The organism is Streptomyces lienomycini (assembly GCF_027947595.1).
GTDB classification, from domain to species: Bacteria; Actinomycetota; Actinomycetes; order Streptomycetales; family Streptomycetaceae; genus Streptomyces; species Streptomyces lienomycini.
The window spans coordinates 7,329,670-7,349,817 of the sequence record NZ_CP116257.1 but is presented as its reverse complement, the minus strand read 5'-3'; the positions used below and the strand labels follow the sequence as shown (position 1 = coordinate 7,349,817).

Here is a 20,148-nt window from a genome sequence, read left to right as displayed (position 1 = left end):
GCCCCGGCCCGGCGCCGCGCTCAGCGCCGGTAGAAGATCCGGTCCCCGTACTGCTCCAGCACGCGCGCGTTCCACTCGTGGCCGCCGTCCACGTTGCCCGAGCGCAGCAGCGGGGGTTCGATGCCGCGTTCCGCGAGGGCGCCGGCCGCCGTGGCCGTCACGGCCTGCATGAGGCCGCTGGTGACGACGGTGGAGGCGGGCGCGAAGGGCGCCGGGACGGTGTCGAGGGTGAGTTCCGCGTCCCCGACGGCGATCTTGGAGTCGAGCACGATGTCGCAGTGGTCCTTGAGGAACGTGCCGGAGGCGTGCCGCGACGTCGTCTCCGAGGCGTACGCCACCGAGGTCACGCCGACGACCCGGACGCCGAGCGCGCGGGCGTTCATGGCCATCTCCACGGGCAGCGCGTTGCGCCCCGACAGGGAGATGATCACCAGGGCGTCGCCCTCGCGCAGCGGGGAGGAGTCCAGTACGGCGCTCGCGAGCCCGTCGACGCGTTCCAGCGCGGAGCCGAGCGTGGCGGGCATCACGTCGATCCCGACGACGCCGGGCACGACCAGCAGGTTCATCAGCGCGAGTCCGCCGGCGCGGTACACGACGTCCTGGGCGGCGAGGGAGGAGTGGCCGGCGCCGAAGGCGAAGAGCCGGCCGCCGTTCTGCACCGTGTCGGCGAGCAGCGTGCCGGCCGCCTCGATACTGTCCGCCTCCTCGTCGCGGACGCGCCGCAGGAGGTCGATCGCCGCGTCGAGGAACTGGCCGGCCGGCTTGCGGTCGCTCATGCGGAACCCCTTCGTGTGGCTGCGTCGCGGATCACGGTGCGGTCTGGACCAGCGCGGTGTCAATACGGCGTCGACGCGCCGGGGGCGGGCCGGGAGCGCGCCGGGGCCGGGCCGCGCGGGCGCGGCTTTTCGCGGCGAGGCACGGTTGTCGGTGGTATGCGTCAGAATTGGTGGCAGGGCCAGCGCACGCGCCGGTGGGCCGTAGCCTCCGGCAATCTCATCAAGGGGCACGTATGTCCGGACTGATCGACACCACGGAGATGTATCTCCGCACCATCCTCGAGCTGGAGGAGGAAGGTGTGGTCCCGATGCGCGCCCGGATCGCCGAGCGGCTCGACCAGAGCGGCCCGACGGTCAGCCAGACGGTGGCGCGGATGGAGCGCGACGGTCTGGTGTCCGTGGCCGCCGACCGGCATCTGGAGCTGACCGACGAGGGCAGGCGGCTGGCGACGCGCGTGATGCGCAAGCACCGGCTCGCGGAGTGCCTGCTCGTCGACGTGATCGGCCTGGAGTGGGAGCAGGTGCACGCCGAGGCGTGCCGCTGGGAGCACGTGATGAGCGAGGCCGTCGAGCGCCGTGTCCTGGAGCTGCTGCGGCACCCGACCGAGTCGCCGTACGGGAACCCGATCCCGGGCCTGGAGGAGCTGGGCGAGACCGACGGCGCCGACCCCTTCCTGGACGAGGGCATGGTGTCCCTCGCCGACCTGGACCCGGGGACGGAGGGCAAGACGGTCGTCGTGCGCCGTATCGGCGAGCCGATCCAGACGGACGCCCAGTTGATGTACACGCTCCGCCGGGCCGGCGTGCAGCCCGGGTCGGTGGTGAGCGTGACGGAGTCCGCGGGGGGCGTGCTGGTGGGCAGCGGCGGCGAGGCCGCCGAGCTGGAGGCCGACACCGCCTCCCACGTGTTCGTCGCCAAGCGCTGACGAGGGGGCGCCCGGAGCGTCGATCGCGCGCCGCGGGCAGCGGGTGCACGCCGGGCGCACGGATCCCGGCCATCGTGCGCCCCCGTGCGCCGAATCGCAGCGCCCGGAGGCTTCCCGTGCGAGGCTGTGGCGTGAGGCATATGACGTGAGGGGCTCTTGGCCGGGCTCCGACAGCGATGTCGGGCGGGCCGGAGAGGGGGAGGGGTATGCCGGAGACATGGAGAGGGCCCCGGCGCCGAGTGGCGCCGGGGCCTGTCCTCCCCTGTGCTGACCTGGAGCCCCGAGCTCTCAAGGTCAATCCCCTCGGACCGTTTTCCCCGAGCGGTCCGCCTCCCGTTGAAGATCTCCCCTGGGTGGCGGCGATCAATCCCTGAGTGATGTCACTCGAAGGAGGGGTGTTGTTCTCCGGGAGAGCAATTTCGAATGCCCTTTCGATATTCTGTGCAGGTCGAACGGCCGTGGGCACACGTCAGCCACGGCGGGGAACACGAACGGCAAGGAACGGCAGGCAGGACACGGTCCACAGGACCGGCCGACCCGGAGCGGGCGGGCTGGTCCGAGCGGAGCTTGGGGGTGCCAGGACCTATGGCGCGGCGCATCGACGTGACCGGCGCGGGCGGCGTACGCCTCGCCGCCTGGGAGTTCGGCGACCCTCCCAAGACCGACCGGCCGCACGGCACACCCCCGCCCCCGGCGGCGCCTCCCGTGCCCGGGGCGGGAGACCCGCCCGGCGTGCTGTTACTGCACGGCCTGATGGGCCGCGCCTCGCACTGGGCGCCCACGGCCCGCTGGCTCTCCGCCCGCCACCGGGCCGTCGCCCTCGACCAGCGCGGCCACGGCCGCAGCGACAAGCCTCCGCGGGCCTGCTACACCCGTGAGGCCTACGTCGAGGACGTCGAGGCCGCCCTGGAGCAGCTCGGCCTCGGCCCGGCCGTCCTGATCGGCCACGCCATGGGCGCGCTGACCGCCTGGCAGCTCGCCGCCAAACGCCCCGACCTGGTCCGCGGCCTGATCATCTGCGACATGCGGGCCTCCGCCCTCGGCGCCGCCTCCCAGCACACCTGGACCGAGTGGTTCCGCGCCTGGCCGGTCCCCTTCGCCACGCTCGCCGACGTCCGCAAGTGGTTCGGCGAGGACGACCCGTGGGTGGAGCGCCCGAACCCGGCCCGCGGCGAGTTCTACGCCGAGGTGATGGCCGAGTCCCCGGACGGCTGGCGGCCCGTCTTCGAACCCGAGCAGATGCTCAAGTCCCGCGAGACGTGGGTCTACGACGCCCACTGGGAGGAGCTGGCCCAGGTGCGCTGCCCCACCCTGGTCGTCCGCGGCCTCGACGGCGAGCTGGGCCGCGCCGAGGCCCAGGAGATGGTCCGCGTCCTGCCGGGCGGCCAGTACGCGGAGGTCGCCGACGCCGGCCACCTCGTCCACTACGACCAGCCGGAGGCCTGGCGGGCGGCCATCGAACCGTTCCTGAACGCCCTCGGCGACGCCTGACACCCGCGCCCCGTCGTCCTGCCCGCCCCGGCCCTTGGGGGGCCGCCTCGCCGTCCGGCCCCCCAAAGGGCCGGGCCGTCAGCCCTTGCTGACCGCCGTGAGGATCTCCGGCAGCCGGCCTGCCGTGCGCGGCGCGGCCAGCCGCAGGCCGGCCGACGTCAGGGCCGCGCCGTACACCGCCCCCACGGGCAGCAGCAGCCAGCCCAGGTCCCCGGCGCCGCCGACGTGCAGCCAGACCGTCAGCCCGATCACGGGGGCGCACAGCAGGGCCGCGACCACCATGCCGCCGAAGAGGGAGATCCAGGCCAGCCCGGCCTGCCCGGGGGCCACGTTCTTGTACCCGTCCTGCGGGACGGAGTACGGGAAGCGGGCCGACGTCCACGCGCCGCTCGCCAGCATCGCGCCGAGCAGTGCGAAGGACAGGCCGAGCGCCTCGGGCAGGGTCCGCCAGTCGTCGAGCATCGCGGTGGTCAGCACCGTCACGACGGTCGCGTACGGCAGCGTGATCAGCAGCAGCGCCAGCGCGCGGGCGCGCAGCTCGACGTAGGCGTCCCTGGTCGAGGAGATGGTCATGGCGACCATCCAGAACGCGGACGTGTCCTGCCCGAACTGGTTGTACATCTGGATGCCGAGCATCCCGGCGGCGAAGCACGCGAAGTAGACCGAACCGGTGCCCTGCCAGGCGTTGAACACCGGCACGATCAGGCCCACGGCCAGCGAGGTCACCCACGCCGCCTTCGTCTTCGGGTCGCGCCACACGTAGCGCAGGGAACGCTCCATGGTGGTGCCGGTACGGCCCGCGGGCAGCCACCGGGCGAGCCCCGCCGAGCCGCGCTCGCGCACCGGCCGGGTGTCGCTCTGGAGCGTGGAACCGTCGGGCGCGGTCATCAGCCGCGTCAGATGCCCCGCCCACACCCGCAGCAGCAGCACCAGCGCCGCCGCGGTCAGCGCCAGCTGGGCGAGCGCGACACCGTACGACCCGTCGCTCGCCGCGTCCATCGCACCGATCGCCGACGCGGGCGGCACCCAGCGCACCACGTCGGCCACCGGGTCCAGCTCGCCGAGCCCCGACGAGCCCAGCCGCTGCGCGCCGAAGTTGACGAGCTGCGCGCCGACCGCGACGACCAGCCCGCTGAGCACCGCCAGATCGCGCCCCTTGCGGCTGGTCAGCAGCCGTACGTTGGCGGCGGCGACGGCGCGCGCGAGGGTCACGCACACCAGCAGCGCGAGGACCGCCCCGACGACCCCGACGGCGTACGCCGCACCGCCGTGCGCGACCGCCACCACGGAACCGGCGAACATGCACAGCGTGAACAGCGGTCCGATGCCCACCAGCGAGGACGTGAGCAGGGCCCGCACCAGGGGGCCGGGCCGCAGCGGCAGCATCACCAGCCGGGTCGGGTCGAGCGTCTCGTCGCCGCCCGGGAAGAACAGCGGCATCACCGCCCAGCCCAGCGCGAGCACCGCGGCGAGCAGCACGACCAGGGAGTCGACGTGCGCGTACCCGCGCAGCGCGACCAGACCGGCCAGCTGGAGCGCGGCGAAGAGCAGCACGACGACGGCCGAGACGATGTAGGCGGCCCGCCGCCCGCCGGACTGCCGCAGCCCGTTGCGCAGGAGCGACAGTTTCAGCCGCACGAAGACCGACGTGAGGGACGGGACGGACCCCGCGCCGCTCCGCGGCGCCGCAACCGGGGCGGCCGGTGTGGTCCGCGCGCTCATCGGGACCCGCCGCCCAGCCAGTCCAGGTCGGACCCGGCGTCCCGGCCCCCGGCGCCGACGAGTTCGAGGAACGCCTCCTGCAACGAGGCCGCCCCGCCGCGCACCTCGGCGAGCGTGCCGGTGGCACGGATGCGCCCGGCGGCCATGACGGCCACCCAGTCGCACAGCGACTCCACCAGCTCCATCACGTGGGAGGAGAAGACGACCGTGGCGCCGGAGGCGGTGTAGCGCTCCAGCACACCGCGGACGGTCTGCGCGGAGACCGGGTCGACGCCCTCGAACGGCTCGTCCAGGAACAGCACTTCCGGGTTGTGCAGCAGCGCGGCGGCGAGCCCGATCTTCTTCCGCATGCCGGTCGAGTAGTCGACGACCAGCTTGTGCTGGGCGCCGGAGAGGTCGAGCACGTCCAGCAGCTGGGTGGCGCGCTGGTCGACCTCGTCGCCGGGCAGCCCGCGCAGCCGGCCCGTGTACCCGAGCAGCTCCCGCCCGGACAGCCGCTCGAACAGCCGCAGTCCCTCGGGCAGCACCCCGATCCTGGCCTTCACCTCGACCGGATCGCGCCACACGTCGTGCCCGACGACCTCGACCGTCCCCTGGTCCGGCCGTAGCAGCCCGGTGACCATGGAGAGGGTGGTGGTCTTCCCGGCCCCGTTCGGCCCGACGAGCCCGATGAACTTGCCCGCCGGCAACTCCAGATCGATCCCACCGACGGCAACCTGCTGCCCGAACCGCTTCCAGAGCCCCTGAACCCGCACGGCGCCACTACTCACCAACATCTCCCTCCGTCGGCTTCGCACCCTACGGGGGAGCAGCAGGCGTCCCTAACGGTCCCGCCCGCACGCGTACGTCAGCGGCGAGATCAACTCCTCCACGTCCGGCAGCCACCGGTTCGCGGCCGTCGGCCGGCAGGCCCACTGGACGGCGCCCCACGTCCCGAGCCGCGTGGGCGGCGCCGCCACGTACGCCCCCTCCCCGAGCACGCCCAGATCGAGGACGTGGGGCGACCACCCCAACCGCCGGACGAGATCGGGCACCTTGACCGCGGCACCCGGGAGGACGAAGAACCGCATGCGCCGGTCGGGCGTCAGGGTCACCGGCCCCAGCGCCAGCTCCATCCGCCGCATCCGGGCCAGCGCGAGGAACCCCGCGGTCTCGGGCACGTCGATCGCGTCGAACGTCCGGCCCGTGGGCAACAGGACCGACGCCGTCGGCTGCTTCTGCCACATCCGCCGGGCGACGGTCGCGCTGCCCGTCGCCTGTGCCGCCCAGTCCCCGCGCGCCGGGTGCGCGCCGGGGGCGGCGCACGCCGGGTCCTCGCAGGAGCAGCGCTGCCCCCCGTCGGCGGGCACCAGCCAGGTGCCGGGGAACACGTCCCAGTGGCGCTCCTCGGCGTAGCGTACGGCGGTCTCCAGCAGCGATGTGCCGCGCTGCTGCGGGATCTGAGCGGCTTCGGTGCCCCGGATGGTCTCTTCCACGTGGGACTCAACTCCCGTGTTCACGGCGGGTTACGGGGGTGGTGCGCGCGGGAGAGGTGCATCGATGCCGCATTCGGGGCGCATGGGTGCATACCCGGGGGCGCGCAGGAGGATTCAGCGCGGGAGCTGGGTAGCCACGTCTGGGGCCGGCCCCGGCCGTCCTCTCAGCAATCCTCGCAAGTCTCGCTCTTCACGCAAGCATCGCAAGTCTCGCATTGTCGGCACATCGACTGGGCATTGATCTTCACGGCCGGATCCGCTTCGTCCCGCGATCCGCCGGGACAGCATCGAGACCGCAAGAGACCGCATGGGGGTTACGCCATGGCCGCAAGGCCTCTCGTCGCGCGGCAGCCGAACGAACGACTGCAGGCGCTCATTCAGGAAGCGGGCTGCTCGAACGCGGGCCTCGCCCGCCGGGTCAACGTGTGCGGGGTCGAGCACGGTCTCGACCTCCGGTACGACAAGACCTCGGTGGCCCGCTGGCTGCGCGGACAGCAACCGCGGGGCCGGGCACCGGCGATCATCGCCGAGGCGCTCGGCCGCAAGCTCGGCCGCACGGTCACGATCGACGAGATCGGCATGGCCAACGGCAAGAACCTCGCGTCGGGCGTCGGCCTCCAGTTCTCGCCGACGGTACTGGGGGCCATCGAGCAGGTCTGCGAGCTGTGGCGCAGTGACGTGGGGCGCAGGGACTTCCTGTCCGGTTCGTCCGTCGCCGCCTCCGCGCTGGTCGAACCCAGCCGGGACTGGCTGATCTCCGCCCCGGACTCGCAGGTGTCGCGCTCGGCGGGGCCGCGGGTGGGCCAGTCCGACGTGGCGGCCGTGCGCGCGATGACCCAGGCGCTGGTGGACCTCGACCACCAGTACGGCAGCGGGCACGTGCGCCCGGTCCTCGTGCACTACCTGAACAGCGTCGTCTCGGGGCTGCTCGCGGGCTCCTACCGGGAGGCGGTCGGCCGGGAACTGTTCGCCGCGGTCGCCCGGTTGACCGAACTGGCCGGATACATGGCCGTCGACACCGGCCAACCGGGCCTCGCCCAGCGGTACTACATCCAGTCGCTGCGCCTCGCGCAGGCGGCCGGTGACCGCGGGTACGGCGGGTACGTGCTGGCCGCGTCCATGAGCCACCTCGCCGCACAGCTCGGGAACCCGCGTGAGATCGCCCAGTTGGCGCGGGCGGCGCAGGAGGGCGCACGCGGGCGGGTGACGCCGCGCGCGGAGGCGATGTTCCACGCGGCCGAGGCCCGCGGCCACGCGCTCCTCGGCGACGTACGGGCGGCCCACGAGGCGGCCGGGCGGGCGGTCGGCGCGATGGAGGCGGCCGATCCGGCCGCCGGGGACGACCCGGTGTGGATCGCGCACTTCGACGGGGCCTACCTCGCCGACGAGTTGGCGCACTGCCACCGGGACCTCGGGCAGGCCGACGCGGCCGCGCGGTACGCGCGACAGGCACTCGACGGGCACCCGGAGTCGCGGGCGCGCAGGCGGGCCATCGGCCATGTGCTCCTGGCCACGGCGCAGGTGCAGCAGCGCGAGATCGAGCAGGCCTGCTCCACGGCGACGCGGGCCGTGGAACTCCTGCGGACGCTGCGCTCGAACCGGGGCGCCGAGTACCTGGACGACTTCCAGGCCCGGCTCGAGCCGTACCGGGAGGAGGCGGTGGTCAGGGAGTTCGGTGCCCGGCTCGACCTCCAGGCCGCGGCGTGAGACGGACGGGTCGCGGACGCCGAACACGCGTGAACACGCCTGGTGCGACGGCGCGGTGAGCGGGAGGGAACATCAACAGCGTGCCGCGGCCCGGTTTTGTTACTGCCGTCACAGGGAAGGAGTCGACGCCCCATGCGGCGTGGCAGTCGGCTCCGGGGACCCGGTAGCGTGAGCCGACGATTCCGAAGGTCCCCCATTCGTAGGAGTCCCGGTGACGCAGAGTGGACAGGGCGAGGAGCCCTCGGCGCGGCAAGCGCGCGAAGGCATCGTGCTGCCCTCGGACGGTGGCGAGCCCTTGCTGCCCGGCCTGGCCGGCGGCCCGGTCGCCCCGCAGGCCGGTGGCCCCGCGCCCGCGTCGGCGCCGCCCGGCGCGCAGGCCTGGGACCGCCCCTGGGGCCCCGAGCAGCAGCAGAGCCCGCCCCCGGCCAGGGCTGGCCCGCGTCGCCCGACGCCCAGCCGTGGGGGCCGCGGAGACCGCCCGGCCGGCCGTCCCGCCGTCCGCGCCGCACGCCTGGCCGCCCGCGCAGGGTGACCCGGTCCAGACCCAGGTCCCCGGCGCCCTGCCGCCCCCAGCCGGCCCCGGCCCGCTGCCGCCGGAGGACGCGCGGCCACCGTCGTACGGGGCGCCCGCCGACGACCGGGCCTACGGTGCGCAGCCGCCGTACGGGCAGCACCAGAACCAGTACGAACAGCACCAGCAGCAGCCCCATCAGCAGTACCCGCAGCAGCACTCCAACCAGCAGCACCAGCAGTACCAGCAGCATCAGCACGGCGGGGCCGCCGTGCCGCTGCCGCCCACCGCCGACGGCGCCACCCAGTACCTGCCGCCGGTCGGGACCGCCGCGGACGAGGGCGCCACCCAGTACATACCGCACATACCGCCCGCGGGGCCGGGAGCGCTGCCCCCGGAGAGACCCGCGCAGCCGCACGCCGCCGAGTCGACGCAGTACCTCGGCCAGGCGCCGCAGCCGCAGTACCCCGCGCAGCACGCGCACCCGCCCGCGCCCCCGGCGCCCCACCCCGACGCCGAGGCCACGCAGTACATCGCGCCCGTGCCCGGCGGCCCCGCCCCGTTCGGTGCCGCGCCCGGCGGCGACGAGGGCCGTCAGCCGCCCGCCGAGTTCGACAACCTCTTCCGCGGCGCCCCCGGCGCCGACGGCCCGGCCTCGGCCACCCAGCAGATGCCCCGCTTCGAGGAGCCGCAGCCCCCGCACGCCGCCGACCAGCACATGTACGCACCGCAGGGACCCGGCGCAGGCGGCGGTGCCGGTGGCGGCAGGCGGCGCGGCGGCGACGGCGACGGACGGGGCGGCCGGGGCGGGCGTACCGGCTCGCGCCTGCCGGTCCTGGCGGCCGTGGGCGTCGGCATCGCCGTCGTCGGGGTGGGCGCCGGCGCGATGATGTCCGGCGGGGGAGGCGACGAGGACAAGGGCGGCAACCAGACGGTGTCCGCCACGGCCCCCGTCTCCGAGTCCGCCTCGGCCCCCGCCTCGCCCTCCGTGGACTCGGTCCGCCAGCAGGCCGTCGAGCTGGACAAGCTGCTCGCCGAGAGCGGCACCGGCAGGTCCACGGTGATCAACGCCGTGGGCGACGTGAAGAAGTGCGACAACCTGCCCCAGGCGGCCAAGGACCTGCGCGAGGCCGCCAAGCAGCGCAGCGGGCTGGTCTCGAGCCTCTCGAAGCTGTCGGTGGACAAGCTGCCCCAGCACGCCGAGCTGACCGCCGCCCTCACCAAGGCGTGGCAGGCCTCGGCGGCGGCCGACAACCACTACGCGGCCTGGGCCGACAAGACGGCCGGCAAGAAGGGCTGCAAGAAGGGCCAGGCCGCCACCCAGCCCAAGGCGGCCAACCGGGAGAGCGGCACGGCCAGCAAGGAGAAGGCCAAGGCCGCCGGGCTCTGGAACGCCATCGCCAAGCAGTACGGCCTGACCGAGCGCCAGCCCACCCAGCTGTGACGGCCTGACCGAGCGCCGGTCCACCCAGCTGTGACGGCCTGACCGAGCGCCGGTCCACCCAGCTGTGACGGCCTGACCGAGCGCCGGTCCACCCGGCCGTGGCGGCCGGTCCGAGCGCCGGTCCACCCGGCCGTGAGGGCCGGGCGTGGCCCGTTCAGGCCACGTCCGCGTCCTGCAGGGTGCGAGTGGTGTCCACGGCGCCCTCGCGGGCCGAGACCAGGCGCCCCTCCCGCACGACCTGGAGGGTGACGTCCGCGTTGACCAGGCGGGGGAAGCCGACCGAGGCCAGCTTGTCCGCGAACGTCCACCTCAGGGGCGGCGTGAGCCCGCCCGTGTCGATCTCCAGGCCGCCGTCGAGGGCGCGTCGGACGGTGCCGGCGCTCACCTCGCCGTCGCCGAGCGACCCGACGACGGCCTGGAGGACCGTGTACGCGATCCAGGTCGTCTGCACGCCGGCGTCCGCGGCGTCGACGTCGTTGTCGCCGAACGCCTGCTCCTTGACCACCTTCTTCATCCCGGCCCAGGCCGAGTCGCTCACCGCCGGGTACCAGCCGGTGACGTACGCCCCCTCGTAGGGGCCGGACGCCCCGCCGCTCGCGTTGACCGTGGTCTGGTCGACGCTGCCGAGCACGGTCGCGGTCCGCACGTCGGGGTGGTCCTCGCGGGCCCGCCGGAAGGAGTCCATGAAGGTGCCGGTGCGGTCCCCGAGGACGGGCACCACGCACCCCGGTTCCGCCGGGTCGGCGCTCGCCCGCCGCAGCGCCCGCCCGGCCTGGCCGTCGTACTCGGTGGCGTCCTCCGCCGCCCGCTGGTCGCGGGCCGGCTCGTGCCCGCCCGAGATCAGCCCCGAGTCCAGCAGTGCGGGCAGCTGGTCGCCCGCGATCGTGTCCGGCCGCACCAGGGCGACCGGCCCGCAGGAGTCGGCGAGCGCGCCGCCCAGGCCCGCCAGCAGCGCCGGCTGGCCCCCGTTGACCGGGTAGGACAGCGGACTGGTGAACTCCGCGTTGGTGATGCCGTAGCCGCCGATGTACGGGATGCCGGCCCCCTCCAGCACCGGCATGAAGGAGTCGGCGTACTGGCTGTAGGAGCCCACGACGGCGACCGCGCCCTCCTTGACGGCACGGCGGGCGCACTTCGCGGCGGTCACGGCGTCGTTGTGGTCGTTGCAGGTCAGGACGTTCAGCTCGCGCCCGCCGAGACCGCCCTGGGCGTTGATCCAGCGGGCGTAGGCCCGGGCGAGCGCGGGCATGCCGGGTTTGTTGGTCGCGCCGGTGTCCTGCGGCGCCCAGGTCATGACGGTGATCGGGCCGTCCCCGGAACCCCCCGCGGTACCGGGGACGACCCCGCAGCCGGCGGCGAGCGACGCGCACGCCACCAGCGCGCCCGCGGACAGGGCGCCGGAGCGGGTGGCCCGGGAACGGCCGCGGAGGCCGCCGGGGAGAGTGCTGCGGATGGGTCGCCTGCCGGTCATGTCCCCGCACGATTCCCTCACCCGGCCAACCCGGGCGTGACCCGCGGTCAACACGTGGTGACGCCGAGGTGAACAGCGGGCGCCGGCCGGGCCCGGGGGGAAGGAACGTAGGATCGACGACCGTGCAAGGTTCGGAGAACTCTTCCCGTCGCGGCCGTCGCTCCTCCACCATGGGCGGCATGCCACTCAACGACATGCCGTGGTGGCGCTGGCGCAGCCAGGTGCGCTCCGCGCTGCACATGCTCTCCTCCCCCGCCTTCCAGCGGGACGTCTGGCTGGCCGGCGTCGACGGCTACGGGGACGTCACCGACGCCGTGTACCGCCTGGTGGAGGACACCTGGCTGGACCACTGGTCGGCCGAGAAGTACGTGGGCACGGTCTTCCGCGACTCGCAGGAGGCGGCGCTCGTGGACACCGCCGTGCTGCGGGTCCTGCGGATCATGCACCAGGCGGGGCCGGACGCCCCGGTGACCGCGTACCTGGAGCACGCGGACTGGCCGGAGGCGGTGCGGGCGGCCCGCGACGCGCACGTACGGCTGGCCACCAGCGACGGCGAGGATCCGGAGGCGGAGCCGCGCACGCTGGAGGTGCTGCAGATCCTGACCCGGTCCGCCTGACGGGACGGCACTCGGGCCGGGGGGCCGGATATGGGAACCTGTGCTGCATGAACGAGCAGTCCTCCGCCGCCGTCCCGTCGGCCGGCGCCCCGGCCGACCAGTACGTCCTCACCCTGTCCTGCCCGGACAAGCAGGGCATCGTGCACGCCGTCTCCAGCTACCTGTTCATGACGGGCTGCAACATCGAGGACAGCCAGCAGTTCGGCGACCACGACACGGGACTGTTCTTCATGCGCGTCCACTTCTCGGCCGACGAGCCGGTGACGGTGGACAAGCTGCGCGCCAGCTTCACCGCGATCGGTGACGCCTTCCACATGGACTGGCGGATCAACCGGGCCGACGAGAAGACGCGCATCGTGCTGATGGTCAGCAAGTTCGGGCACTGCCTGAACGACCTCCTCTTCCGGGCCCGGACCGGCGCGCTGCCCGTGGAGATCGCGGCCGTGGTGTCCAACCACACGGACTTCGCGGAACTGGTGGGGTCGTACGACATCCCCTTCCACCACATCCCCGTGACGAGGGACACCAAGGCGGAGGCCGAGGCGCGGCTCCTGGAGATCGTGCGCGAGCAGGACGTGGAACTCGTCGTGCTGGCCCGCTACATGCAGGTCCTCTCCGACGACCTGTGCAAGCGGCTCAGCGGCCGGATCATCAACATCCACCACTCCTTCCTGCCGAGCTTCAAGGGCGCGAAGCCGTACCACCAGGCGCACGCGCGGGGCGTGAAGCTGATCGGCGCGACCGCGCACTACGTGACGGCCGACCTCGACGAGGGGCCGATCATCGAGCAGGAGGTCGAGCGGGTCGGCCACGACGTCACGCCGGACCAGTTGGTGGCGATCGGGCGGGACGTGGAGTGCCAGGCGCTGGCGCGGGCCGTGAAGTGGCACGCGGAGCGCAGGATTCTCCTGAACGGCCGCCGGACGGTGGTCTTCGCCTAGCGGGCTCGGAGGGCGCCGGTTCGCCGGCGGCTGCGGGTGGTGTGTGGTTGCCCGCGCGGTCACCGAGCACCCGCAGCCGCCGACGAAACCGCGACCCGCCCCTACATCCGGCTCAAGCCCGCCGCGGCGAACAGCACGTCCCGGATCGCCTCCCGGTCCCCGACCTGCCCCGCCGCCGCTTCCGCCGGAGGCACGTGGCCCGCGGCCAGGCGGCAGAACTCCACGCCGTCCAGGGCGACATGCGCCACCTCGTGATCGGCGGAGCCCACCGCACCCGGGGAGTCGAGCGGGATGAGCCACTCGCCGCCGCCGGAGCCCTCGATCTCCAGCCGCAGGCTGCGCCCCGGTTCACCCGCGGTGACCAGGTGCGGGCGTCCGCCGGGTGCGGCCAGACCGGCCCGGCGGCGGGCCGCCAGGGCGCCCGGCAGCAGCCGTGCCGCGAGGTCGATCATGCTGTTGAGATGCCGCGCGGAGGGCGGCGCGTACGGATAGTCCACCGCGTCGGCGATGTCCTCCGCGTGCACCCAGCACTCGAACGCCCGGTCCAGCATGGCGTCGCGCAGCGGCAGCTCGAAGTCGCCGTACGGGACCGGCATCCCGCCCGTCTCCCCGGTGAACGAGGCCGTGCGGACGATGCCGTGGCTCTGCGCCCGCCAGGGCGCCCGCACCGCCCGGGTCGGCGGGCGGTGCGAGGCCCGCCAGTACGCCTCCGTACGGGCGGCCGGTGCCCGGCTGGGCGTGGTGATGTCGCCCAGCGGGTCGGCGAGGCCCAGGGAGACCGCGACGGTCCCGTCGACCGTCAGCAGGTGCGCGATGACCCCGGCGACGGTGGTGCGGCGGCTCGCCTCGCTGTCCGCCTCGAACCAGCGCAGCCGGACCGGCGCGTGCCACTCGGCGTCCCCGAAGTCCTGGAGCAGCGCGTCCAGCCGCGCGGTCTCGGCGTCGTACGGGGCCGCCCACCGGGGCACCGGGATGCGGGGCGGGCGCCGCTCCAGGCATCCGTCCAGGACGCGGGTGCGCAGGGCGGGGTCCAGATCGAGGCTCTCCGGGCGCTGGAGCAGCGTGACGGCCTCGCGCAGGCGCAGCGCCTCCTCGGCGCAGGCGTCGCACTCCCCGAGGTGCTCCTCGACGGCCGCCGCCTCCTGCGCCGAGCAGGCGGCCAGCGCCCAGGCCCCGAGCAGCGACGTCAGCACCTGGTGCTCCAGCGCCACCGCGGCCACCTCGGGCAGGGTCCGTCCGCCGTCCTCGACGGAGGCACGGGGCAACGGTATGCGCGCCGCGCCGGGAGCCCCCGGCACACCGCCGCCGCCGCCGACGCCGGCGCCGGCGGATCCGGTGCCGGACCCGGCGGCGGCACCCGTGCCGTCGTCTTCCTCCCCGTTCTCCCCGTTCCCGTCGTTCTCGTCGTACGCCTTCATGCCGCACCCCCGTATCCGGGCGGTGCCCCGGGGGTGTGCGGGGAGGCGTCGCGGGCGGTGGCCAGGAGCTGGAGGCCCAGCCGGAGGCGGCGGCGGGCCTCGTCCTCGGTGACGCCGAGGTCGGCGGCGGTCTGGCGGTAGTCGCGGCGCTGGAAGTAGGCCAGCTCCAGGGCGGCGCGCAGCGGCGCCGGCATGGACTGGACGATGTAGTCGGCGCGGGCGGCGACCGAGGCGCGACGCACCTTGGTCTCCAGCTCCTCCGCGGTGCCCGGCCCGCCCCGGACGAGGGCCGCCGTCTCGGTGGCACGCAGTCGCTGCACGGCGAACCGGTGGGTGAGCGCGGCGACCCAGGTGCGCAGCGGGCCCTGCCGGGGGTCGTAGGTGTCGGGATGCTCCCAGACGTGCGCGAAGACATCCCGCGTGATGCGGTCGGCGGCCCGCTCGTCGTCGAGCACGCGGTGCGCCAGCCCGTGCACCAGCGAGGCGAACCGGTCGTACAGCTCGCCCAGGGCCGCGGCCTCGCCGCGTGCGAGCCGCTGCTGCATCTTGCGGTCCCAGCGCAGCGGCGCGTCCCTCTTCGCCATGCGGCCCCTCCACCCCCCGCTCCGTCCCTGCCCGTCCCGGCCGGTGTCCAGCCTGCGGCCGTCTCCTCCCCGAATGTAGTCGGCACGTCCGACAGCGCACGCCCCTTTGTGTCAATGCGCGCCCCCGACCGTCCGGAGGTGATATGTGCCTCCACTACCCTCTACCGTGCGACCGAATTCGATCGAGATGGATTCAGGTGGATCGAACAGGATTGAAACTGTCTGAATCAAGCCTCTTCTGATCGGTCTCCGTTTCCGCTCCGGAGTTTGCGGGAACGGCCGGTGGGCAGGCGCGCGCCCAAGAAGCGTAAGCACGGCTTCCGTATCGGGCGAACCAAGACGAATCAAGAGGAACCCCGAGCAGCAGAGACGTACCGACGGATGAAGGGCATGGTGGTGACGTTCAACGTGACCGGCGGCGAGCGGGGCCAGTGGGCCGTGCTCCAGGTGTCGGGCGAACTGGACCTGGTGTCGTCACCGGTGCTGCGGCAGCGCGTGCACGACGAGGTGGCCGAGGGGCGGCACAGCCTCGTCCTGGACCTCTCCGAGGTGCTGTTCTGCGATTCCAGCGGGGTCGGCGTACTCATCGCCTCCCGGCGGCTCATCCGCTCCTGCCAGGGCAGGCTGCGCCTGATACTGCCCGCGCAGGGCGCCGTCGACGGCTCCCACGTCAACCGCGTCCTCGGCGCGCTGGGAGTGCGCCGGCTCTTCGACTGCCACGCCGACCTCGCCTCGGCGACCGGCGACGAGCCGCGGCCCCTGTCCGCGTAGGCGGCGTCACGACGCGGCAACTCCGGCACGCGGCCGCGCGCGGCGACGTACGCTCCGGGCGGGACGTACCCGACACCGACGTGAGGCGGCCGGAGAGAGCCATGGTCAACAGCGAGTACGAGCGCAGGATCGCCGCGCGGTTCACCACCTTCGACCAGGACGGCAACGGTCACATCGACCGTTCCGACTTCAGCGGGGCGGCCAAGGCGCTGCTCGCCGAGTTCGGCGTCGCCGCCCGCTCCGACCGGGGGCAGGCCCTGTACGGCGGTGCGGAGGCGCTCTGGCAGGGCCTGGCGGGCATCGCCGACCGGGACGGCGACCAGCGCATCACCCGCGAGGAGTTCGTCACCGGCGCGGTCAAGCGGCTGCGGGACAAGCCGGAACGCTTCGCCGAGATCGCCCGGCCCTTCCTGCACGCCGCCCTGGACGTGGCCGCCACCGACGGTGACGGGACGGCCACGGTCGCGGACACCGTGCGGGCGCTGACCGCGTTCGGCGTGCCCGAGGAGCTGGCCCGTCCGGTCGCCGCCGCCCTCGACGCGGACGGCGACGGCAAGGTGGGGGAGGCGGAGATCGTCCCGGCCTTCGCCCGCTACTTCACCGTGCCCGAGTAGCGCCCCGACCGCCCGGCCCATGTCGCGGATCGTGGCGCAGTGGTGTCACGGAGCGTCGATACCGGGTCGTGTCCGCCGCGTGACCCGTCACGGCCCGGAGTCGGTGCCACACTCCGGTACCTTGTGGGGGATGCGAGTGGTCCTGAGCGCCAACCGTGCCGGAGTTGCCCCTGGGGCGGCTCCGGAACCGACGGTGGGCGCCTTGCCCCGCAGGGCACAACGCCCGTCGGCCGCCGCCTGTTCGACTGCTCGGAACGAGCGTCGCACAGTATGCCGCACGGGTACTCCTTCGCGCTGGAATATGCCCGAAGCGCTTGTTGACGTGACTGTCCGTCAACCATGCTGTCCCGTAAGGGATTCACGTTCCGTGATCCCTTCCCCGGTCGTTGCTCCGGCCCTGCTGGTAATGGCTACGATCGTGGCCCTCATGAGGCGCGAGCCTCGGTGTCCGCCGGTTCGGATGGTGTGAGCGGTGCAGGTGCTTCAAGTGCAGCTGGAGGTCCGTCCAGACCCCTCGGAAGTGGGGCGTGCCCGGCGCTGGGCGCGTTCGCGGCTCGCCGGGTCGGGGATACGGGCCGACGAACCACTCGCCGAGACGCTGGTCCTGCTCGTCTCCGAGCTGGTCACCAACGCCGTGGTGCACACCGGCCGTTCGGCCGTACTGCGGCTGGTGCTGCCGGGAGCGGCGAGCGCGGACGCGAAGGAGGCCACCGTCCGCCTCGAGGTCGACGACGCCAGCGACCGTGCCCCCGTGCCCCGTTGCCTGGACGGCGAGGCGACGGGCGGCCGGGGCCTCGCCCTCGTGGACGGCCTCGCCGACCGCTGGGGCTGGAGCCGGGAAGGCACCGGCAAGCGCATCTGGTGCGAACTGGACCGCTGTGCCGCGGGCGAGGACGCCGCCCCGGCCCGCGGGAGCGGCGGCGGCGCGGCGGCGTACGAGGGCTGGGCCTACGAAGCGGTGTGACCGCCGGTGCGCCGGGGCGTGCTTCCGTGCGCGTGGGCGGTGAAACGGGACGCAGGTGACGAAGCGCCCCTCGCCGGTTGACGGATCGTGACCGTTTCCTCACGCTTGTGGTCAACGATTCGCCGCGAGGGGACGACGAGGGCCCGGTGACGGGGCCCTCGGCGAGCGTGGGTCGTGTCGGCGGCGGTTCCCCCGGGGGCGACGGGAACCGGGCGGGAGCGCCGGAGTGGGCCGGTGGCGCGCGATGCCGTGCTCGGGGCGGACAGCGCCGCGCCGCCGGCCGACGAGTCCGGGGTCGGTCCCCGCTCATTCTCCACAGGCTGTGGACAACTCCGCGCGGAAGGTCCGCCGGTACCCGGTCGGCGTGACCCCGAGCGCCGCCTGCAGATGCTGCCGCATCGACTGGGCCGTGCCGAACCCCGCGTCGTGGGCCACCTGGTCCACGGACAGGGCGGTGGACTCCAGCAGGTGCCGGGCCCGCTCGACGCGCTGCCGGGTCAGCCACTGTCCCGGACTCACGCCGACCTCCTCGCGGAAGCGGCGGGTGAACGTCCGTACCGACATCGACTCCTGGGCGGCCATGTCCCGCAACTGGATCGGCTCGTGCAGGCGGCCGAGCGCCCAGGCGCGGGCGCCCGTCGTGGAGGACTGCTGCGGATCGGGCACCGGCCGCTCGATGTACTGCGCCTGCCCGCCGTCCCGGTGGGGCGGTACGACCGTGCGGCGGGCCACCTCGTTGGCCACGGCGGTGCCGTGGTCCCGGCGCACGATGTGCACGCACAGGTCGATCCCCGCCGCCACCCCGGCCGAGGTGAGCACGTCGCCGTCGTCGACGAACAGCACGTCGGCGTCCACCCGCACCTTCGGGAACAGCCGCTGGAAGTGCTCGGCGGAGGCCCAGTGCGTGGTCGCCGGCCGGCCGTCCAGGTATCCGGCGGCGGCCAGCACGAACCCGCCCGTGCAGATCGCGACGAGCCGGGTGCCCGGCCGCACACGGTCCAGCGCGGCGGCCAGCTCCCCGGTCAGCACGCCCTCCTCGTAGACCGGGCCCAGTTCGTAGGAGGCGGGGACCACGACCGTGTCGGCGGTGGCCAGCGCCTCGGGGCCGTTGCCGACCAGGATCGCGAAGTCGGCGTCGGTGTCGACCGGGCCAGGCGGCCGGACCGAGCAGGTGACCACCTCGTACAGCGGGCGCCTGTCCTCGTCGCGGGCGAGGCCGAAGATGCGCTGCGCGATGCCCAGTTCGAAGGGGAGCAGGCCGTCGAGGGCCAGGACGACGACGCGGTGCGGGCGGTCGGAGGTCATGGCCCGATCCTAGCGAACGATGTCCTACCGGCCACTCGATCGGCCGGGGTCCGCTGCCGAGACTCAATGACGTGACCCAGACAACCGACGCCGCCGCCTCCCCCGTGGGCCGGCCGGAGGACATCCGACCGAGCCGCCGCACCCGCGTCCACCGCGCCTGGTGGGTCGCCGCCGTCACCTTCGTGACGATCATCGGGGCCGCCGCCTTCCGCTCCCTGCCCGGCATCCTCATCGACCCGCTGCACCAGGAGTTCGGCTGGTCCCGCGGCACGATCGGCGCCGCCGTCTCCGTCAACCTCGCCCTCTACGGCCTGACCGCCCCCTTCGCCGCCGCGCTCATGGACCGCTTCGGCATCCGGCGGGTGGTCGCCGTGGCCCTGCTGGTGATCGCGGTCGGCTCCGGCCTGACCGTGTGGATGGACTCCGCCTGGCAGCTCATCCTCTGCTGGGGCCTGCTGGTCGGCCTCGGCTCCGGCTCGATGGCCCTGGCCTTCGCCGCCACCGTCACCAACCGCTGGTTCACCGAACGGCGCGGCCTGGTCACCGGCGTCCTCACCGCCGCCTCAGCCTCGGGCCAGCTGATCTTCCTGCCGCTGCTGTCCTGGATCGTCGAGACGTACGACTGGCGCCCGGCGGCCGTCACCGTCGCCCTCGCCGCCCTCGCCGTCGTCCCCTTCGTCTGGCTCCTCCTGCACGACCACCCGGCCGACGTCGGCCAGAAGCCGTACGGCGCCGAGGAGTTCGTGCCCAAGCCCGCCCCCGTGCCCGGCGCCGCCCGCCGCGCCCTGACGGTCCTTGCCTCCGCCGTCCGCACCGGCCCCTTCTGGCTGCTGGCCGGCACCTTCGCGATCTGCGGGGCCTCCACCAACGGCCTGATCCAGACCCACTTCGTGCCCGCCGCCCACGACCACGGCATGCCGATCACCGCCGCGGCCTCGCTGCTCGCCGTCATCGGGGTGTTCGACGTGGCCGGCACGATCGCCTCCGGCTGGTTCACCGACCGCTTCGAACCCCGCCGCCTGCTCGCCGTGTACTACGCGCTGCGCGGCGTCTCCCTCCTCTTCCTCCCCATGCTGCTCGCGCCGAGCGTCCATCCGCCGATGATCTTCTTCATCGTCTTCTACGGCCTCGACTGGGTCGCCACCGTCCCGCCCACCCTCGCCCTGTGCCGCGAGCACTACGGCGACGACAGCGCGATCGTCTTCGGCTGGGTCCTCGCCTCCCACCAGGTGGGCGCCGCCCTCGTCGCCTTCCTCGGCGGCCTCGCCCGCGACCGCTTCGGCTCGTACGACGTGGTCTGGGTCGCCTCCGGCGCCCTGTGCGCGGCGGCGGCGCTGATGGCACTGGTGATCCGGCGGCGGCCGGCTCCGGTGGCGGGGGCGGTTTGAGCGGGTCGTAGGGTGCGGGCATG

The 20,148-nt window shown here is 73.9% G+C and carries 17 protein-coding genes and 1 pseudogene; 10 read left to right on the top strand and 8 right to left on the bottom strand.

What is annotated here, in order from left to right; all coding sequences use genetic code 11:
- Positions 1 to 20: 20 nt before the first annotated feature.
- Positions 21 to 776, bottom strand: coding sequence for an SIS domain-containing protein (locus BJ961_RS33440; RefSeq protein WP_271416504.1), 756 nt, complete (start codon positions 774 to 776; stop codon positions 21 to 23).
- 233 nt (positions 777 to 1,009) lie between these two features.
- Here BJ961_RS33440 and BJ961_RS33435 point away from each other — a divergent pair, with 233 nt between their 5' ends.
- Together BJ961_RS33435 and BJ961_RS33430 are read left to right on the top strand one after the other, a co-directional pair.
- Positions 1,010 to 1,702, top strand: coding sequence for a metal-dependent transcriptional regulator (locus BJ961_RS33435; RefSeq protein ID WP_271416503.1), 693 nt, complete (start codon positions 1,010 to 1,012; stop codon positions 1,700 to 1,702).
- Positions 1,703 to 2,287: 585 nt separating this feature from the next.
- Positions 2,288 to 3,193: an alpha/beta fold hydrolase gene (locus tag BJ961_RS33430; protein ID WP_271416502.1), complete on the top strand. Its 906-nt coding sequence runs from the start codon at positions 2,288 to 2,290 to the stop codon at positions 3,191 to 3,193.
- A 78-nt stretch (positions 3,194 to 3,271) separates the two neighbouring features.
- On the opposite strand, the gene BJ961_RS33425 is transcribed toward BJ961_RS33430, so the two are convergent.
- The 3 genes from BJ961_RS33425 to BJ961_RS33415 are packed head-to-tail and all read right to left on the bottom strand — an operon-like array spanning position 3,272 to position 6,390.
- A complete protein-coding gene (locus BJ961_RS33425) occupies positions 3,272 to 4,915 on the bottom strand; it encodes a transporter (RefSeq protein WP_271416501.1) in 1,644 nt (547 codons plus the stop codon).
- Entirely contained in the window at positions 4,912 to 5,691 is a 780-nt protein-coding gene (locus BJ961_RS33420) for an ABC transporter ATP-binding protein (protein ID WP_271416500.1), read from the bottom strand. The genes BJ961_RS33425 and BJ961_RS33420 overlap by 4 nt, the downstream gene beginning before the upstream one ends.
- A gap of 45 nt (positions 5,692 to 5,736) precedes the next feature.
- Entirely contained in the window at positions 5,737 to 6,390 is a 654-nt protein-coding gene (locus tag BJ961_RS33415; protein ID WP_271416499.1) for a bifunctional DNA primase/polymerase, read from the bottom strand.
- 321 nt (positions 6,391 to 6,711) lie between these two features.
- Between BJ961_RS33415 and BJ961_RS33410 the strand changes: the two genes are divergently transcribed.
- Together BJ961_RS33410 and BJ961_RS33405 are read left to right on the top strand one after the other, a co-directional pair.
- Entirely contained in the window at positions 6,712 to 8,097 is a 1,386-nt protein-coding gene (locus BJ961_RS33410) for a tetratricopeptide repeat protein (protein WP_271416498.1), read from the top strand.
- Positions 8,098 to 8,365: 268 nt separating this feature from the next.
- Positions 8,366 to 10,052: pseudogene (locus BJ961_RS33405) on the top strand (hypothetical protein).
- 154 nt (positions 10,053 to 10,206) lie between these two features.
- Here BJ961_RS33405 and BJ961_RS33400 read toward each other — a convergent pair.
- Positions 10,207 to 11,523: an ABC transporter substrate-binding protein gene (locus BJ961_RS33400; RefSeq protein ID WP_271416496.1), complete on the bottom strand. Its 1,317-nt coding sequence runs from the start codon at positions 11,521 to 11,523 to the stop codon at positions 10,207 to 10,209.
- A 170-nt stretch (positions 11,524 to 11,693) separates the two neighbouring features.
- Here BJ961_RS33400 and BJ961_RS33395 point away from each other — a divergent pair, with 170 nt between their 5' ends.
- Positions 11,694 to 12,140, top strand: coding sequence for an SCO4402 family protein (locus BJ961_RS33395; protein ID WP_271416495.1), 447 nt, complete (start codon positions 11,694 to 11,696; stop codon positions 12,138 to 12,140).
- A 47-nt stretch (positions 12,141 to 12,187) separates the two neighbouring features.
- Entirely contained in the window at positions 12,188 to 13,081 is an 894-nt protein-coding gene (gene purU, locus BJ961_RS33390; RefSeq protein WP_271416494.1) for a formyltetrahydrofolate deformylase, read from the top strand.
- 101 nt (positions 13,082 to 13,182) lie between these two features.
- On the opposite strand, the gene BJ961_RS33385 is transcribed toward purU, so the two are convergent.
- Positions 13,183 to 14,499 (bottom strand): zf-HC2 domain-containing protein, encoded by a 1,317-nt coding sequence (locus tag BJ961_RS33385; RefSeq protein WP_271416493.1) that lies wholly within the window; start codon positions 14,497 to 14,499, stop codon positions 13,183 to 13,185.
- A complete protein-coding gene (locus tag BJ961_RS33380; RefSeq protein ID WP_271416492.1) occupies positions 14,496 to 15,083 on the bottom strand; it encodes a sigma-70 family RNA polymerase sigma factor in 588 nt (195 codons plus the stop codon). Before BJ961_RS33380 ends, BJ961_RS33385 begins: the two co-directional genes overlap by 4 nt.
- Positions 15,084 to 15,473: 390 nt before the next feature.
- On the opposite strand from BJ961_RS33380, the gene BJ961_RS33375 reads away from it, so the two are divergent.
- The 3 genes from BJ961_RS33375 (at position 15,474) to BJ961_RS33365 (ending at position 17,432) form a co-directional block, all read left to right on the top strand.
- A complete protein-coding gene (locus BJ961_RS33375) occupies positions 15,474 to 15,854 on the top strand; it encodes an STAS domain-containing protein (protein WP_271416491.1) in 381 nt (126 codons plus the stop codon).
- Between the two features lie 101 nt (positions 15,855 to 15,955).
- Positions 15,956 to 16,468 (top strand): EF-hand domain-containing protein, encoded by a 513-nt coding sequence (locus BJ961_RS33370; RefSeq protein WP_271416490.1) that lies wholly within the window; start codon positions 15,956 to 15,958, stop codon positions 16,466 to 16,468.
- A gap of 487 nt (positions 16,469 to 16,955) precedes the next feature.
- Positions 16,956 to 17,432 (top strand): ATP-binding protein, encoded by a 477-nt coding sequence (locus BJ961_RS33365; RefSeq protein ID WP_271416489.1) that lies wholly within the window; start codon positions 16,956 to 16,958, stop codon positions 17,430 to 17,432.
- Between the two features lie 306 nt (positions 17,433 to 17,738).
- On the opposite strand, the gene BJ961_RS33360 is transcribed toward BJ961_RS33365, so the two are convergent.
- Entirely contained in the window at positions 17,739 to 18,737 is a 999-nt protein-coding gene (locus BJ961_RS33360; protein WP_271416488.1) for a GlxA family transcriptional regulator, read from the bottom strand.
- A gap of 71 nt (positions 18,738 to 18,808) precedes the next feature.
- Between BJ961_RS33360 and BJ961_RS33355 the strand changes: the two genes are divergently transcribed.
- Positions 18,809 to 20,125, top strand: coding sequence for an MFS transporter (locus BJ961_RS33355; protein WP_271416487.1), 1,317 nt, complete (start codon positions 18,809 to 18,811; stop codon positions 20,123 to 20,125).
- Positions 20,126 to 20,148 lie beyond the last annotated feature (23 nt).

Bases quoted from the DNA above. Each gene is read 5' to 3' on its own strand.
- BJ961_RS33440 (WP_271416504.1), bottom strand. From the start codon at position 776: ATGAGCGACCGCAAGCCGGCCGGCCAGTTCCTCGACGCGGCGATCGAC.
- BJ961_RS33435 (WP_271416503.1), top strand. From the start codon at position 1,010: ATGTCCGGACTGATCGACACCACGGAGATGTATCTCCGCACCATCCTC.
- BJ961_RS33430 (WP_271416502.1), top strand. From the start codon at position 2,288: ATGGCGCGGCGCATCGACGTGACCGGCGCGGGCGGCGTACGCCTCGCC.
- BJ961_RS33425 (WP_271416501.1), bottom strand. From the start codon at position 4,915: ATGAGCGCGCGGACCACACCGGCCGCCCCGGTTGCGGCGCCGCGGAGC.
- BJ961_RS33420 (WP_271416500.1), bottom strand. From the start codon at position 5,691: ATGTTGGTGAGTAGTGGCGCCGTGCGGGTTCAGGGGCTCTGGAAGCGG.
- BJ961_RS33410 (WP_271416498.1), top strand. From the start codon at position 6,712: ATGGCCGCAAGGCCTCTCGTCGCGCGGCAGCCGAACGAACGACTGCAG.
- BJ961_RS33400 (WP_271416496.1), bottom strand. From the start codon at position 11,523: ATGACCGGCAGGCGACCCATCCGCAGCACTCTCCCCGGCGGCCTCCGC.
- BJ961_RS33395 (WP_271416495.1), top strand. From the start codon at position 11,694: ATGGGCGGCATGCCACTCAACGACATGCCGTGGTGGCGCTGGCGCAGC.
- purU (WP_271416494.1), top strand. From the start codon at position 12,188: ATGAACGAGCAGTCCTCCGCCGCCGTCCCGTCGGCCGGCGCCCCGGCC.
- BJ961_RS33385 (WP_271416493.1), bottom strand. From the start codon at position 14,499: ATGAAGGCGTACGACGAGAACGACGGGAACGGGGAGAACGGGGAGGAA.
- BJ961_RS33380 (WP_271416492.1), bottom strand. From the start codon at position 15,083: ATGGCGAAGAGGGACGCGCCGCTGCGCTGGGACCGCAAGATGCAGCAG.
- BJ961_RS33375 (WP_271416491.1), top strand. From the start codon at position 15,474: ATGGTGGTGACGTTCAACGTGACCGGCGGCGAGCGGGGCCAGTGGGCC.
- BJ961_RS33370 (WP_271416490.1), top strand. From the start codon at position 15,956: ATGGTCAACAGCGAGTACGAGCGCAGGATCGCCGCGCGGTTCACCACC.
- BJ961_RS33360 (WP_271416488.1), bottom strand. From the start codon at position 18,737: ATGACCTCCGACCGCCCGCACCGCGTCGTCGTCCTGGCCCTCGACGGC.